Origin of the sequence: Sphingobacterium sp. UBA2480 (assembly GCF_002341965.1) — a bacterium.
Taxonomy (GTDB): Bacteria; Bacteroidota; Bacteroidia; order Sphingobacteriales; family Sphingobacteriaceae; genus Sphingobacterium; species Sphingobacterium multivorum.
Window position 1 is genome coordinate 141588 of record NZ_DDPA01000006.1, and the last position, 16082, is coordinate 157669.

Here is a 16082-nt window from a genome sequence, read left to right on the forward strand (position 1 = left end):
ATGAAATTAAAAGGAGTATTTGCACCTTATTTTGCTGTCGCAATTCGTTTCGTCTTTCTTCTGCTCATCTACGCACTATTGCGATTGGGTTTTTATGGCATAAATGCTTCCTTATTCCCCCATGTCGATGCCGGTAAGCTTCTGGTTATGTTTGCCGGTGGCGTACGCTTTGACATTGTGGCACTCCTCTATTTAAATATCCTGTATATTGTTATGCAGACTATTCCAGGACCGTTTAAATTAAATAAACACTATCAAAATGTTGCGAAATGGATCTTCATCGTGACCAATTCAATTGGCATAGCGTTAAATTTGATTGATTTTGCCTACTACCCATTTACCCTCAAAAGGACCACTGGAACGGTAATTGACCAGTTCTCCAATGAATCTAACTTGATCAAGCTGACCTTTGATTTCTGTTTGGATTATTGGTATCTCATTATACTATTGGTGCTGATTGTCTATGGGTTGATTAAATCCTATAAACTTATTCAGATTGAAAGGACGACGAGATATAGCTGGAAGTCATTTTTGATCCAATTGCCTTTGTTTTTACTGACAGCCTTCCTTTTTATTGGTGGAGTGCGTGGCGGTTGGGCGCATAGCACACGTCCCATAACATTGAGCAATGCGGGTGATTATGTGGAGACACCGGAAGAAATGAATATTGTGCTCAATACGCCATTCAGTATATTGAAAACATTAAAGGCCGTGAGCCTCAAACCCGTTCATTATTTTTCCGAAACAGAGCTTGAACAGTTATACAATCCCATTCATGTACCGCAATCAGACCTGCCCTTTACAAAGAAAAATGTCGTTGTTCTGATTTTGGAGAGTTTTGCAAAAGAACATTTTGGAGAATTGAATAAAGATATCCAAGGTGGAAAATACAAAGGTTATACGCCTTTTTTGGATTCCTTGATACGCAATGCTTACACCTTTACAGATACTTATGCCAATGGCCGTAAATCAATTGATGCGCTACCGTCAGTCATTACGGGCATTCCTTCGATAGGTGAGCCTTTTGTGCTTTCCATCTATTCTGGAAATGAAACCACCAGCTTAGCGAAGCTCTTAGGGAAAAAGGGATATGAGACTGCTTTTTTTCATGGCGCACCAAATGGGAGCATGGGCTTCTCTGCCTATATGAAATTGGCAGGTATCCAACATTATTTTGGCAAAAACGAGTATAACAATGATGCTGATTTCGACGGGATATGGGGAATCTGGGATGAACCATTTTTGCAATTTGTAGCAAACAAGATCAATACCTTTCATCAGCCATTTTTTGCTAGTTTCTTCTCTTTATCATCACATCATCCATTTAAGGTGCCTGAAAAGTATCAGGGGAAATTCCCTAAGGGACCTCTGCCCGTACAGGAGCCTATTGGATATACCGATAATGCCTTACGCGAATTTTTTGCCACAGCCTCTAAAATGTCCTGGTACAAGAATACCGTATTTGTTATCTGTGCCGACCATGCTACTGTAAGCTATCTGCCGGAATATCAAACCACTGCAGGAGCATTTGAAATCCCTATTATATTTTATGCACCTGGTGATAATCTGGTGGGCAAAGCGGATAAATTGGTGCAGCAAATAGATATCATGCCGACAGTGTTGAATTATCTGCACTATGACGAGCCTTATTTTGCCTTTGGTTCAGATGCCTTGAAACCGGGCAAGGATAATTTTGTGCTCAATAATAATTCAGGGAGCTACAACCTCTATTATAAAGATTATATGATGTCTTATGATGGACTGAAAGTGACCTCATTTTATGATCTTAAGAAGGACCGCTTGATGAAACAGGACTTGTTAAAACAGCATCCAGCGGTATTGGATACGATGGAAACCAAGATGAAAGCTTTTATCCAGCAATATAACAATCGTATGATTGAAAACAAGCTGACCTATAAAAAATAACAGCCGGTTTTCTACCTGCTTAATCTAGCGCGAATGCTTCTATCGATAATAAGTAAAACCAAATCATAGACGAGATAGATCAAGGGTAAGGTGAAGATGACCAACAGGATAAAACCACGGGATTTTTCGTCAAAGACTCCATTGACAAAATAGTTGGCCAGACTGGACCAAAACCAAATGAACAAGTAGAAAGAGCTTGGAATGACTAGATTCCCGATCAGGAGTGCATATCGGTATTTGCCAGTTTTGTATTTTAGATAAATATACCGGATATGTAGGTATAGCAAAAATAACGATCCGATCAGCGCAAGTACATCTGGACTTATCCAAAGAATTACTTTCGCCAACAAGGAGGTTTTTAAGACAACTTCAATATGAAAACGCTCTTTCTTTTCTACCTGATCAATTCTCCAGTGAACAATGGAATCTGTCTGTAATTTGGCGGTTCCCAGATCTTGTGTAAGTACCTCCATCTTCCCATCGAGGTGCAGATACAGTTCAATCGGGCCAAAGGACGACCAGTATCTGGAGGGGAATAAGAGATAATCAATTTTGTATCTGGTCCGAATATCCCGTCGGTCATAGCCCATATAAGCACGGTATTGAACCTGAATGCTGTTATCACCTTTGTGAAGCTTCGCGGTAAAATAAAAGGCATCATTCAGCGAAATACGCTTCCATTCATCGCTGTCGTAACTGAGCTCATAATAGCCATCCTTTAAACGTAAAAAGGGGAATTTTGAACCGGGTTGATCCATCTTTTTTCCTTCAATTTCGTTCTGATTGACAAGGACGCGATCCAATCCGTTCATATTTAAAGCGAGAAATACCAGCGGCAATTCAATAGCCTCTTCTGCATGGATGTTATAAACAATGTTGAAGTGGCTTTGATAGTCCGCATGATCATCCGAAGTGTCCGTTAAAAGACGAATGTCAATACGTTCGCTGGTAACGCTCACTTTCCCTGCGGGAACGAGCTGTCCTGTTATGCTATGGGGGCTCATTGGATTTGCCATGTTGGCAAACAAGGTCATTACAGCAAGTAATAGATATACAATTGTTATTAGAATTTTATACTTCATTTGCTTGTTATGTCTGCTTAATATCAAGTTCCATATTCGGATACCGACCTTTACATGATAGCGGTGTTTGCATATTAGGATATCCTTGATCTTTAACAAGCTGAAAGTAAAAATTAAAAGGGAGAAATTAAAAAGGTGATTTATATTCGTCTATCTCCGATTCATATTCGTTAAGTATATTGCTTCATTCCGATGTAAATAAAACCTTCATAATTTCGCTGGTACCAACAGCAATGGAAACGAACTGAAGGTGCCTCCAGACCAAGGATAGGAGACACTTTGAGAAAGAAAAAGACCTATGCCGCAAAGCATAGGTCTTTTTATATTTCCAATTTTATTGCGGTTTAAACACCCAACAATAAACGAGCTGGATCTTCTAATAATTGTTTTACACGAACCAAGAAGCTTACTGATTCACGACCATCGATGATACGGTGATCATAAGAAAGCGCAATGTACATCATTGGACGGATCACCACTTGGCCATTTTCAGCAATAGGACGTTGGATGATGTTGTGCATACCCAAGATTGCAGATTGTGGAGCATTGATGATCGGCGTAGACATCATTGATCCGAATACACCACCGTTGGTAATGGTAAATGTACCACCAGTCATCTCGTCAATCGTTAATTTGTTGTCACGGGCTTTACCTGCCAATGTAGCAATTGCTTTTTCAATTTGCTCCAATGACATGGCATCAGCATTACGGATAACCGGAACAACCAAACCTTTAGGTGCAGAAACTGCGATTGAAACGTCTGCAAAATCAGAATATACAATCTCGTTATCTTCGATACGGGCATTTACGGCAGGCCATTCAGCCAATGCAGTTGTTACTGCTTTTGTAAAGAATGACATGAAGCCAAGACCGATACCAAATTTCTCTTTAAAGGTGTCTTTATATTTAGCACGAAGATCCATGATCGGCTGCATATTGACTTCATTGAATGTTGTCAACATAGCCGTTTCATTTTTAACGGCAACTAGGCGTTTCGCGATTGTTTTACGTAATGAAGATAATTTCTCACGACGTTCGTTTCTTGCACCCGCTACCGGAGCAACTGTCGCAGCAGGAGCAGCGGCAGGTTTTGCTGCTGGTGCAGCAGCTTTAGCGACAGGTTGAGCTTTTTCGGCATCTTCTTTTGTGATGCGACCTTCTTTACCTGTTCCTTTTATTGTAGAAGGATCAATTCCTTTTTCTCTTAAGATTTTAGCAGCAGCAGGAGAAGCTGTACCAGCAGCATAGCTGTCTGGATCTTCATCTTTTGCAACGGCAGCCGCAACTGGAGCTGCATTTGACGCTTCTGCAGCAGGGGCAGCAGCTGGAGCTGAACCACCGGCAGGAGCAGCGCCTTCTTCAATTGTACAAACAACGGCACCGATTTCTAAAGTATCACCTTCTTGTGCAATGATTCTTAAGATACCCGCTTTCTCAGCTGGTAATTCAAACGTTGCTTTGTCTGATTCCAGTTCGGCGATGTTTTCATCCATCTCCACATAATCGCCATCTTGTTTCAACCATTGTGATAAGGTTACCTCCGTGATTGATTCACCTACGGTTGGTACTTTAATTTCTAAGCTCATATAATGTTCTTTATTGACAATTGCGTCCTATAGCTAAGACGCAATTGATTTTAAATTGTTTTTATTCGAATGATTTATTTAAGATTTCTGCTTGCTGTGCAACGTGTTGTTTCATGTAACCCGTAGCCGTACTTCCACTTTCTTTACGGGCAACAAAACCTGTAAATGCAATCTCAGTACCCATTAGTTTACGGCAGTAATAAGACCATGCGCCCATGTTCTCATTTTCTTCCTGAACCCAAACAAATTCTTTTGCCTTGTTGTATTTTTTACGGATTGCTTTCAATTGCTCTGTAGGAATTGGGAATAACTGCTCCAATCTCACGATAGCGATATCTTTGCGTTTTTCCGCCTCTTGTTTCTCTAATAGGTCGTAGTAAACTTTACCCGAACAGAATAACACGCGTTTAACGTCTTTCGCCGCAACATTTGCATCATCAATTACCTCTTGGAAAGCAGCTTCTGTAAAATCTTTTAACGGTGATACCACTTTAGGGTGGCGCAACAATGATTTTGGCGTAAATACAACCAATGGTTTACGGAACTCACGTACCAGTTGACGACGTAACAGGTGGAAATAGTTAGCTGGAGTAGTACAGTTTGCTAAGATCATATTCTCATCTGCACATAACTCTAAGAATCTTTCAATACGCGCTGAAGAGTGTTCAGGACCTTGACCTTCCATACCATGAGGAAGCATCATCACTAAACCGTTAGAACGTTTCCATTTTGTCTCTGCACTCGATAGATATTGATCGACGATGATTTGAGCACCGTTGTAGAAATCTCCAAATTGAGCTTCCCAGATTGTCAACGAATTTGGATTAGAAGATGCATAACCATATTCAAATCCCAAAACAGCATATTCGGAAAGTAATGAATTGTAGATAGAGAATTTATCACCACCTTTAATATTCGCTAAAGGAACGTATTTCTCTTCCGAATCTTCAAGTGTCAATACCGCATGACGGTGCGAGAATGTACCACGTTGTACATCTTGACCCGAGATACGTACACGGTTACCTTGATCCAATAAAGTCGCGTAAGCCATCAATTCGCCCATTGCCCAATCGTATGAATCAGCAGTGATCATTTTGGCACGATCTTCAAATAAACGTGTGATCTTACGGAAGAATTTTTTATCCGAAGGTAAGGTCGTGATTTCTTTCGCTAATTTTAAGAATAAATCCTTTGCAACTTTCGTTTTATCCGAGGTTGTTAATACTTCACCTTTTTTAGCGGGACGTAATCCTTCCCATGCTCCTTTAAACATCGGAATTTCTTCAGTCAATACCTCAACTGTTTTAGCTTCCTCAAATTTAGTTTGTAATTCAGCCTTAAATTCCTTTTCGATATTTTTTGAATACGCCTCGTCAATACTTCCTTCAGTAATTAATTTTTTAGCGTAAACTTCTTTTGGGTTTGGATGTTTTTCGATGATTTTATACAACAATGGTTGCGTGAATTTCGGTTCATCTGCCTCGTTGTGTCCAAATCTTCTATAACATAATAGATCGATAAATACGTCTGTTTTATATTTTTGACGGTATTCAACAGCTAAATTAATCGCATAAACTACCGCTTCAGCGTCATCACCGTTCACATGGAACACGGGTGAAGAAGTGATTTTTGCGACGTCTGTACAATATGTTCCAGAACGCGCATCCTTATAGTTCGTTGTAAAACCGATCTGGTTGTTGATCACAATATGTACCGTACCACCAGTTTTGTAACCATCTAATTTCGACATTTGGGTTACTTCGTATACCACACCTTGTCCAGCAATTGCTGCGTCACCATGAATAATGATCGGTGCAATTTTAGACGAGTCACCTTCGTATTTGAAGTCAATCTTAGAACGAACCATGCCTTCAACGATTGGATCTACAGTTTCTAAATGCGAAGGGTTCGGTGCCAAACTTAAATGGACAGATTTGCCATCGTTTGTTTTAACCTCAGAAGAAAAGCCCAAGTGGTATTTTACGTCACCACCAAAGTTTACTTCAGGATCATCAGCGTAGGTCTTACCTTCAAATTCAGAGAATACTGATTTGTAAGATTTACCCATGATATTAGTCAAGACATTCAGACGGCCACGGTGAGCCATACCGATAACGAATTCCTGGATACCGATTTCTGCACCTTTTTCAATGACCGAATCTAATGCTGGTATTAAACTTTCTGCACCTTCCAACGAGAAACGTTTTTGACCTAAAAACTTAGTGCCTAAAAAGTTTTCGAATACAACGGCGTGGTTTAATTTGTTTAAAATTCTCTTTTTGGTATCCAACGAAAATTTTGGCATGTTGCGATCCGCTTCCATGCGGTCCTGTAACCATTTAATTTTTTCTGGATTACGGATATATTTGAATTCTGCACCAATAGAACGGCAGTAAGTATCCTCCACCAATTGACGGATGTCTTTCAATGTTGCTGGACCTAAACCGACTTCAACACCAGCATTAAAAACGGTGTTCATGTCTGCTTCTGCAAGACCAAACGTTTCCAATTCCTTGCCAGGATAGTATTTACGTCTTTCACGAACAGGGTTAGTGTGTGTGAATAGGTGGCCACGGTCGCGGTAGCCATTGATCATGTTCAGCACATTGATTTCTTTCAATACGTGCTCGGGAGTAGCCTCGCCTACTGAACTTGTTGTTCCGCCAGCATTTTGACCGAAATCAAAACCTTCAAAGAATTTTTGCCATCCGAAATCTACCGATTGGGGATCTTGCTTGTACGATTGATATAAGCCATCGACATAAGCCGAATCAGCATTACTCAAATATGTCAGATTGTCCATTTACAATTAAAACTATGAAATTTGTCAAAGTTATGAATAAAAAAAGAGTTTCTAATACTGAAATTGAATAATTTAATCAATAAACCTATCCAATTCTTAACATTTTTAGCATGATTTAAAAAGGGCTTCCAGCGTCCTACAAATTTATTTTCTATTGGAATTATTTATTTCTGCCGAAGATTTATTTAACAAGTATTTCGTCCAATTTTGGAAGTCCATTTGGGAAATGAGTTTTGATCAATTTTTGCCAGTCCAGCGCTTTATTGTCTTTTTCGCTTGTCCCAACTCCAGCAATATGAGACCACTGTCCGTAAACAGTTGCCGGAGAATAGTCTAATAGGTGCTCCTCGTACCAGGAAGCGCCACGAAGCCAGTTGACCTGGTACTCATGAACTAAATAGCTGGCTGCGATTAAGCGTGCTTGATAAGGGATATAGCCGGTCTTCTGTAACTGGATCATCACACTGTTTATAAAATCATGTTCCGTGTGGCCCGATTTCCATTTTTCAAATAATTCTTCATTCCCGTCTAAGGCCGGATGATCCTGAGGGGAGCTGTTTTTAGTGCCTTGTGGCTTAAAGAATATATTCGGATATTTTTTAAGCATAAACCTAAAATAATCGCGCCAGAGCAGAATGTCGACAATCTTTTCAAATCGTTTGTCTTTCTTACCTTCACCAAGTTTTTTGATATTGTTATAGAGTAAAATAGGCGACAAGGCCCCTGACGCTATAAAAGGCCCTAGAATCAAAGGGTCCTGTTCTGTCTCCGGAAAGGTTGACAATAGCGCATGCATAATACTAAGCGCAGTGTCTTCGCCACCGAGAATATAGATGTCATCAACAGATTTGATCTCCTCTTCTGAATAGCCCAAATCTTTTAATGAAGGAATTTTGGTGTCCTCAAGATGGGGCGGCGTAAGGAAATTGGTCGGAAATGGGATGGGTTGCCTCACCAGACTTTCCCGCTCTACTTTTTTCTTGAAAATGGAAAAACCATTGGGTATGTCTTTAATAGGGAAAGGAAGATCTTCCTTATGGTAGAGGGTGTGACCGATGAAATGGCGCAAATTTATTTTGCTGCTCCAAAGCCCACTTTCTACTTTTTCCGAAATAGAAGTTTCCCGAAGTGCCACCTCGCGGTGATGATAAACTTCGTTAACTTGGTATTTTTGTGCTATTCTTGGGATAATATCTTCAGGTTTGCCAATATAAGTCAACAAGTCGCTACCATGACTCTTTAATTTTTCTTTTAAAGCCGTCACGGCTTCAATGACAAAGGCCGCTCGCAGAACACCTGTATTTAAAGTGCCAAATTGATTGCGGTCGAAATATCGGGGGTCAAAACAGTATACCGGGATGATGAATGAACTTTTTTCAGAAGCTTGATAAAATACTTCATTGTCATGAAGTCTTAAATCATTTCGAAACCAGATCATTGTAGCCCTTTTGTCCATAGAGGTGAAGATAAATACTTTTTAGTGCAGCCTATTTTCAGAAGATTTACAAATATATAAGGATATTGTGTTCTTGAAAGTATTTATGCGCGAATTGACAAAAAAAGGACAATGGCGGTACTTGTTTGGATGGTTTACGCTATTTTGGTTAGGAAAAAATAAAAATAGTGTTAAACTTATTTGAGGTTTCTCTGTTCTAAAATCAGGGAATTATGATATTTGTAAGTTATTTCCGTTACTCTTGAAACAATCCGAGTAACATACTAAAAGCGTAAGAAAAACATGGAAAAGATTGCTGCATCACCAATGGAACCGTCCTAGGGATTTTATTCGTTTTAGCGAATAAAAGGGTAATATATAAATTCAGCGTACTAGGAAGGAACGATCCTATTTAATGGCTCACGATCGTGAGAACGAATCATTAAATCGTGGTAGTTTCAAAGCCAAAAATATAGAGAATTCGAATGAAAAAGGTTTTAATCAGCGGGCTAAATACCTATTTGGGACGACGGGCATCCTGTTATTTGCAATCCAGAGATTTTGATGTAACTGGATTAGTGCGCAACTTATCTCTTTTTAATAAAATAGTAAAGGAAAAGGTGACGGCAAAGCTTTTTGAATTGGACCTGTTGCGAAAAGGGGAAGCTTTTGAGAATTTTCAGATTGCTGATCTCAATTTTGGAATTTATTTTACACAGGTTCCCTCACTTGACAATGATATACAGCTTCAGCTTGAATTGCTTGGTCTGCGTAATTTCGTGGAAATTTGTAGACGTGCCGGAAATAACCGCGTCATTTATGTCGCGAGGCTAATGGATGAACATTTTTTGGAGCCTGTGCGCGATCTGCTGGAAAATTTACGCGTCCAATATACCATCGTGATTAAAAGTAGCGTCATCGGGAAGGAGAGTGTCTTGAACCGCATATTTGCGAAACTTGCCAAACGGCAGACCATATTTTATTGGAACTGGGTGGCTTCCCTGAAGTTTCGCCCCCTGCCTTTGCTCGATGTTTACCGCTGGCTACGAGAAATGCCTTGGGAAAATAATTTTATATCAGAAGTTATTTACCTCGGTGGCAATGAGGAAATGACATTTAGAGGCTTATTTTACCATTTCCTGAAGTGCACTTCCGAAGGCCAAAAGAGAGAAATAGGCGTCAATAAATTCTTTGCTAAGCTCTTGTTGACAAGGTTGAATGATATCAATAAAGAAGATATTGATGAATTTAGGCGAGTACTTTATTATGAGAAAAATGTAGATAATTCAACTTGGCAGCGCGTACAGGCATTTGAATTTACGCCCTTGAAATCCTATGTCTGCATGGATACCTAGGTAATGGTTGAGGTTGTTATACTGATGATAAGGGAGCGGGATCCAAGATCGCTAAAGGTTTTTTCTTTATATCCTGTTTAATAAATTATTCTGTTAAATTTGTGGATTAACATGTTGAAGCAGATTTAATATATGGGATACAATAGTTTAGAAGCATGTGTTGCGGATCTTGAAAAACATGGTCATTTAATCCGGATCAAAGAAGAGGTCGATCCCTATTTGGAAATGGCCGCCATCCATATGCGGGTGTTTGATGTTGAAGGGCCCGCCTTATTTTTTGAAAATATCAAAGGTTCGGAATTTCCGGCTGTATCTAATTTGTTTGGAACGCTGGAACGCTCGAAGTTTATGTTCCGGGATTCGTTAGACCACCTGAAGAAATTGGTGGATGTTAAGATGAATCCTGCTGCAGTACTTAAAAATCCTTTTCAATATATTGGTTCCTCGATGACAGCCCTTGGGGCTTTACCCTGGAAAAAAAAATCGGGGGCTCCCATACTTCATGGTAAAACATCAATTAGTAAACTTCCGCAGATCGTCAACTGGCCAATGGACGGCGGTGCTTTTGTGACGATGCCGCAGGTATATACAGAAGATGTTGCCAAACCCGGTATTATGCAGGCCAATCTGGGGATGTATCGGATTCAGCTTTCTGGGAATGATTATCTGCCTGATCAGGAGATTGGTTTACATTATCAGTTGCATCGTGGTATCGGAATCCATCAAACTAAGGCAAATGCGCTCGGTAAACCTTTAAAGGTGAGTATTTTTATCGGCGGACCGCCAGCACATCCCTTGTCTGCTGTAATGCCGCTACCGGAAGGACTCTCTGAGATGATCTTTGCCGGGGCATTGGGAAATAGAAGGTTCCGTTATTTTTATGATGATGAAGGTTTTTGTATCTCGGCAGATGCAGACTTTGTGATTACCGGTACTGTTTATCCCAACGAAAATAAACCGGAAGGTCCTTTTGGTGACCATATCGGATACTATAGTTTAACTCACCCGTTTCCCTTGATGAAGGTGCATAATGTGTACCATAAGAAAAATCCAATTTGGTCTTTTACCGTTGTGGGGCGGCCGCCGCAGGAAGACACCAGTTTTGGTGCCTTAATCCACGAAATTACGGGGGCGGCCATTCCAAAGGAGATTTCAGGTCTCCATGCAGTTAATGCTGTTGATGCCGCTGGTGTACATCCCTTACTTTTTGCAATAGGGTCTGAACGGTATACGCCTTATCAGCGTGTGGATCGACCGCAAGAAATTTTAACGATAGCCAATCAGATACTGGGTAAAAATCAGCTCAGCCTTGCTAAATATTTGTTTATTTCAGCAAATGAAGATAATCCGCAATTGGATATTTATGATATTCCGGCTTTTTTGGGTCATATCCTTGAACGCATAGACCTTACTCGAGATGTTCATTTTCAGACTAATACGACTATCGATACCTTGGATTATTCTGGCGATGGATTAAATACCGGTTCCAAAGTGGTTTTTGCTGCCGCTGGTACAAAGAAAAGAGAATTGGGCCGTGAATTGCCGGCTGGTTTTGAACTACCCCGACCTTTCAATCAGGCAAAATTTGTTATGCCCGGTATTATTGCCATCGATGGTCAGGCATTCTCTACTTACGAGCATGAGCCGAAAATAATGGCCGAATGGTGCCGCGCTGCCGCAGCACTCGCCTGGGAAGGTTTCCCGTTGATCGTCTTATGTGATGATGCTCACTTCACCGCCGCTACCGTCAATAATTTTGTTTGGACAACGTTTACCAGAAGTAACCCTGCGTTTGATATTTATGGAATACATAGTTTTACAACATTTAAACATTGGGGTTGTAAAGGACCGCTAATTATTGATGCGCGGACAAAACCCCATCATGCGCCGGCGTTGATTAAAGACGAAGCGGTGGAAAGGCGTGTGGATCAACTTGCTGCAAAGGGAGGGTCACTACACGGAATTATTTAAGAGCGCTAATTCCTGTTCATTCAGGTTTATGGTTGAAAAATTAATTTAGAATAGATTTTAAAAGGTTTAATATCAAGATGACTACAACAGAATTATTGAATAAATCAAAAGGAAGCGAATTACAGTTTCAGGAAGTATTGGCGCATATTGCCGATCAGTACAGTTATAGTCCCAGTGCATTTCAAAATGGGACGCTGAAAAATTCGAAAGAAGAAAATCAAGGTAGTGCAAAAGTTTTCTATTTTGCACAGTTAAATAATCTTTCGCAGGAGGATACATTGCGCCTTTTTGCCGAACATTATCGAAATGTACTCGATAATCCAGACGGAGATGGCCACCAAAACATTCGTCAATTTAGGACAAATGGTTGGGATGGGATCCTGTTTGAGGAAGAAGTACTGGTGAAAAAATAATAAATTTAACCTAGTAGCGGTAAAAACCTGAGATGCACAGGAAAACATCTTGTTGTGGCAGTTTTGAAAAGACAACATTGAAATGGCCATTCCACAGGGTAGCATAGGTGCTACACGATAACGAAACCACGGGAATAGAGAGGGCAGTAACAATAGATTACTGCCCTTTCTTTTTCAACTGTTTTGTCGGCTAAGCGGTTGGCTTAAGCGTTACTTTCGCAATCCTGCTCTTTGTTCCCACCAAAATAAACCATCCAGCAGATACCGAATTGATCCTGAAAAGCGCTGTATAGTTCGGCAAAAAATGTTTCGCCAAGTGGCATTTCAACGACCTTTGCATTGGTGCTCAGTGCATCGTACAAAGCTTTCGCTTCGGTGGTGCTTTCGCACATCAGCATGACATAGCTGTTGTTTCCTTGGATATATTGTTGTCCAAAAGCAGGAACAACATCAGCTCCCATCAGCATACTATCGCCGTTGATCGAAATTGCTGTATGACAGATTTTGTTTTTTGCTTCGTCTGGAACAGGTGGCATCTGTGGGTCGGCAGGGATATCTCCATAACGCATGAAGCCAGGATTTTTTGTATTGAAGACTTTTTCATAAAAGTTGAATGCTTCTTCACAGTTTCCGTCGAAATTTAGATAAGCGTGTAATTTTGCCATGATTTCTAATTTTTGAATATAATGATTACTTCTTTTAACTCTTTTCTCAATTTTTCCTTCCTTTAAGACTATAAATAAATAGCTTGGAAGCACATTGGTAAAATTAAGCTGAAGTTTTCTTAAAAATCTTGCCTTAAGGCAAGATTTAAAAAAGTAGTCCTTTGGGCGTTACCACGGTTTAATTTCCGTGGACAATTTCTTTCCGGATGCGGCTTAGGGAAGTGTCGGTGATGCCCAGGTAGGAAGCAATATGCTTGAGTGGTGCCTGCTGTATCAATATTGGTTTTTCTTTTATCAAGCGCAAATAGCGGGTAGTAGCAGGCTCGGTAATCATGGCAATAGCCCTATTTTTACTGTGAACAAGTTCCTTGGCCATCCAAGAACGCCCCCATTCCCTAAATTCAGGAATCTGATGAAAAAGTTCCTGAAAATCTTCAAACTTTATTTTCCAGAGACGGGTTTCCATGAGTGCCTGGATATTTTCCACCGTTGGATGGCGTTGAAAAAAAGAGGCGACTTCAATGACAACATCATTGTCCGTACAGAAGCTTATGGTAACTTCATTGCCTTCATAATCGTGTAAAAAGGAGCGTGTAAGTCCATACTCAATTAAGTAATAAGCATTTGAAACCTGTCCTTTGGTCAATATAAAATCGCCCTTTTTGACGGTTATGGCTTCATGTTTTTCTGTAATTGCAGTTAATTCCTGTGGAGTCAGTGCAAGCTCACTATAGAAGGTTCTAATTAGATCCATGTCCTGGTTATTTGATTACGAAGTTAATTTAACGATTAATCTGCAGATCAATTGTTAATAGATTGTGTGATTATTGTAAACAAATAAGTGTTTCATTGATAATTTTGTTTGTTTTGAAAAGTATTTTTGATAAAAATATAATAAATATTAAAAATTATTATGAATTTAGTTTTTAATTGTTTTACTTTGTGTCAATAACATAATGTAAAAACGAAATATTTAAAATTTTCATAATATGTGTGGAATTATTGGCGCTTTTGAATTAAAGCAACCTGCAAGCTCATTGAGATCTCAAGTATTAGAAATGTCAAAACGTATTCGCCACCGTGGTCCGGATTGGTCGGGTATATTCACCGGTGAGAAAGCTTTATTGGCACACGAGCGGTTAGCTATTGTTGACCCTAAATCTGGAAGTCAACCATTGTACAGTCCGGACGGTAAAGTTGTACTAGCAGTTAATGGCGAGATCTATAACCACCATGAATTAAGAAATAGCCTTCCTGATTATGAGTTCTCGACACAAAGTGACTCCGAAGTTGTGTTGGCTTTATATTTAGCGAAAGGTCCCTCATTTGTGGATGAATTAAATGGTATTTTTGGTTTTGCACTCTATGATTCACGTGATGATTCCTTTTTTGTCGCACGTGACCATATGGGAATTATCCCTCTATATTATGGTGAAGATGAGCAGGGGCAATTGTTCGTTGCATCCGAATTAAAATCACTGGAAGGTTTCTGTACGACGATTGAACAATTTCCTCCGGGGCATTACTTGTATAGCAAAATGGGGAAAGCTCCGCAGCGCTGGTATCAACGTGATTGGGAAAGTTACGATGTTGTAAAAGACAACGAGACCGATATCGCTGTTTTGCGCAAAGGTTTGGAAGATGCGGTGCATCGTCAATTGATGTCAGATGTACCTTACGGTGTACTGCTGTCTGGTGGATTGGATTCATCGGTTATTGCTGCGGTAACGAAGAAGTTTGCATCCAAACGTATCGAAAGTGACGACAAAGAAGATGCCTGGTATCCTCAACTGCATTCATTTGCGGTGGGATTGAAGGGAGCACCGGATTTAATTGCGGCACAGAAAGCAGCAGATCATATCGGAACAATACACCACGAGATCAACTTTACCATCCAAGAAGGATTGGATGCGATCCGTGACGTGATCTACCACTTGGAGACTTATGACGTCACGACGGTACGCGCTTCTACACCGATGTATTTATTAGCTCGTGTAATCAAATCAATGGGCATTAAAATGGTATTGTCGGGTGAAGGGTCAGACGAACTCTTTGGTGGGTATCTTTATTTTCATAAAGCGCCAAATGCACAGGAATTTCACGAGGAAACGGTACGTAAGCTGAAAAAGCTTTACCTGTACGACTGTCTGCGGGCAAATAAATCACTTGCAGCATGGGGTGTTGAAGGGCGTGTACCTTTCCTAGATAAAGAATTTATGGACATTGCGATGCGTATCAATCCTTCCGATAAAATGATTCGCGAAGGAAGGATGGAGAAATGGGTTGTACGTAAGGCATTTGAAGACTATCTGCCAGAAAGCATCGCATGGCGCCAGAAAGAGCAATTTTCTGACGGTGTAGGCTATAGCTGGATCGATACCTTGAAAGAGCAGGCTGAAAGTAAAGTTTCTGATCAGGAGTTTGCCGAGGCTTCAACGCGCTTCCCGATAAACCCACCGAAAAACAAAGAAGAGTTTTTATATCGGACAATTTTCGAATCACATTTTCCTTCAACAGCGGCAGCACAAACTGTTCCATCGGTAAAATCTGTCGCATGCAGTACGCCGGAAGCCTTAGCTTGGGATGCTTCTTTCCAGAATCTGAATGATCCATCGGGTCGGGCTGTGGCCTCGGTTCACCAAGAGAGCTACGAAAAATCCAAAGTGGAAGCCGTGTAACTAATCAACCCTCATATCTATATTTGGTAAAGCCTGGAAAGTTTCTTTTCAGGCTTTTTATGTTTTCTTTTCAACTAAATAAGGGTATATTATTTAATTGATTAAAAATGAATGTGTGTTTTTAAATATTCTTTAGTAATTTTCGGAAAAGCCAATCACAGGAAACTT

Annotated in this window: 11 protein-coding genes; 5 read left to right on the forward strand and 6 right to left on the reverse strand. The window is 40.2% G+C overall.

The features are described from left to right. The gene (locus B3600_RS12235; protein WP_286753139.1) at positions 1-1926 is read left to right on the forward strand and encodes an LTA synthase family protein; all 1926 of its coding nucleotides are present in this window, start codon (positions 1-3) and stop codon (positions 1924-1926) included. Positions 1927-1937: 11 nt separating this feature from the next. Here B3600_RS12235 and B3600_RS12240 read toward each other — a convergent pair whose 3' ends face one another. The 4 genes from B3600_RS12240 to B3600_RS12255 all read right to left on the reverse strand — a co-directional run bounded on the left by B3600_RS12240 (position 1938) and on the right by B3600_RS12255 (position 8835). After that, positions 1938-3008 carry a hypothetical protein gene (locus tag B3600_RS12240; RefSeq protein ID WP_286753140.1) on the reverse strand — a complete coding sequence of 357 codons (1071 nt, stop codon included), beginning with the start codon at positions 3006-3008 and terminating at the stop codon, positions 1938-1940. Positions 3009-3352: 344 nt separating this feature from the next. Continuing rightward, the gene (gene odhB, locus B3600_RS12245) at positions 3353-4594 is read right to left on the reverse strand and encodes a 2-oxoglutarate dehydrogenase complex dihydrolipoyllysine-residue succinyltransferase (protein ID WP_286753141.1); all 1242 of its coding nucleotides are present in this window, start codon (positions 4592-4594) and stop codon (positions 3353-3355) included. Positions 4595-4655: 61 nt separating this feature from the next. Then, positions 4656-7397, reverse strand: a complete 2742-nt coding sequence (locus tag B3600_RS12250) for a 2-oxoglutarate dehydrogenase E1 component (protein ID WP_115046707.1) — start codon at positions 7395-7397, stop codon at positions 4656-4658. Positions 7398-7578: 181 nt separating this feature from the next. Further along, the gene (locus tag B3600_RS12255) at positions 7579-8835 is read right to left on the reverse strand and encodes a deoxyribodipyrimidine photo-lyase (RefSeq protein WP_286753142.1); all 1257 of its coding nucleotides are present in this window, start codon (positions 8833-8835) and stop codon (positions 7579-7581) included. A 482-nt stretch (positions 8836-9317) separates the two neighbouring features. Here B3600_RS12255 and B3600_RS12260 point away from each other — a divergent pair, with 482 nt between their 5' ends. From B3600_RS12260 to B3600_RS12270, 3 genes are all read left to right on the forward strand, one after another. Next, positions 9318-10187 (forward strand): hypothetical protein, encoded by an 870-nt coding sequence (locus B3600_RS12260; protein WP_286709734.1) that lies wholly within the window; start codon positions 9318-9320, stop codon positions 10185-10187. A 132-nt stretch (positions 10188-10319) separates the two neighbouring features. After that, positions 10320-12158, forward strand: a complete 1839-nt coding sequence (locus B3600_RS12265; protein WP_286753143.1) for a UbiD family decarboxylase — start codon at positions 10320-10322, stop codon at positions 12156-12158. Between the two features lie 77 nt (positions 12159-12235). After that, positions 12236-12571 (forward strand): HopJ type III effector protein, encoded by a 336-nt coding sequence (locus B3600_RS12270; protein ID WP_115046714.1) that lies wholly within the window; start codon positions 12236-12238, stop codon positions 12569-12571. A 203-nt stretch (positions 12572-12774) separates the two neighbouring features. Here B3600_RS12270 and B3600_RS12275 read toward each other — a convergent pair whose 3' ends face one another. Further along, positions 12775-13236, reverse strand: coding sequence for a VOC family protein (locus tag B3600_RS12275; protein ID WP_046672434.1), 462 nt, complete (start codon positions 13234-13236; stop codon positions 12775-12777). A 178-nt stretch (positions 13237-13414) separates the two neighbouring features. Further along, positions 13415-13990: a Crp/Fnr family transcriptional regulator gene (locus B3600_RS12280; RefSeq protein ID WP_070562917.1), complete on the reverse strand. Its 576-nt coding sequence runs from the start codon at positions 13988-13990 to the stop codon at positions 13415-13417. A 235-nt stretch (positions 13991-14225) separates the two neighbouring features. Between B3600_RS12280 and asnB the strand changes: the two genes are divergently transcribed. Then, complete coding sequence (asnB, locus tag B3600_RS12285) at positions 14226-15914, forward strand: asparagine synthase B (RefSeq protein WP_286753144.1); 1689 nt, start codon at positions 14226-14228, stop codon at positions 15912-15914. The last annotated feature ends 168 nt before the right edge of the window (positions 15915-16082 follow it).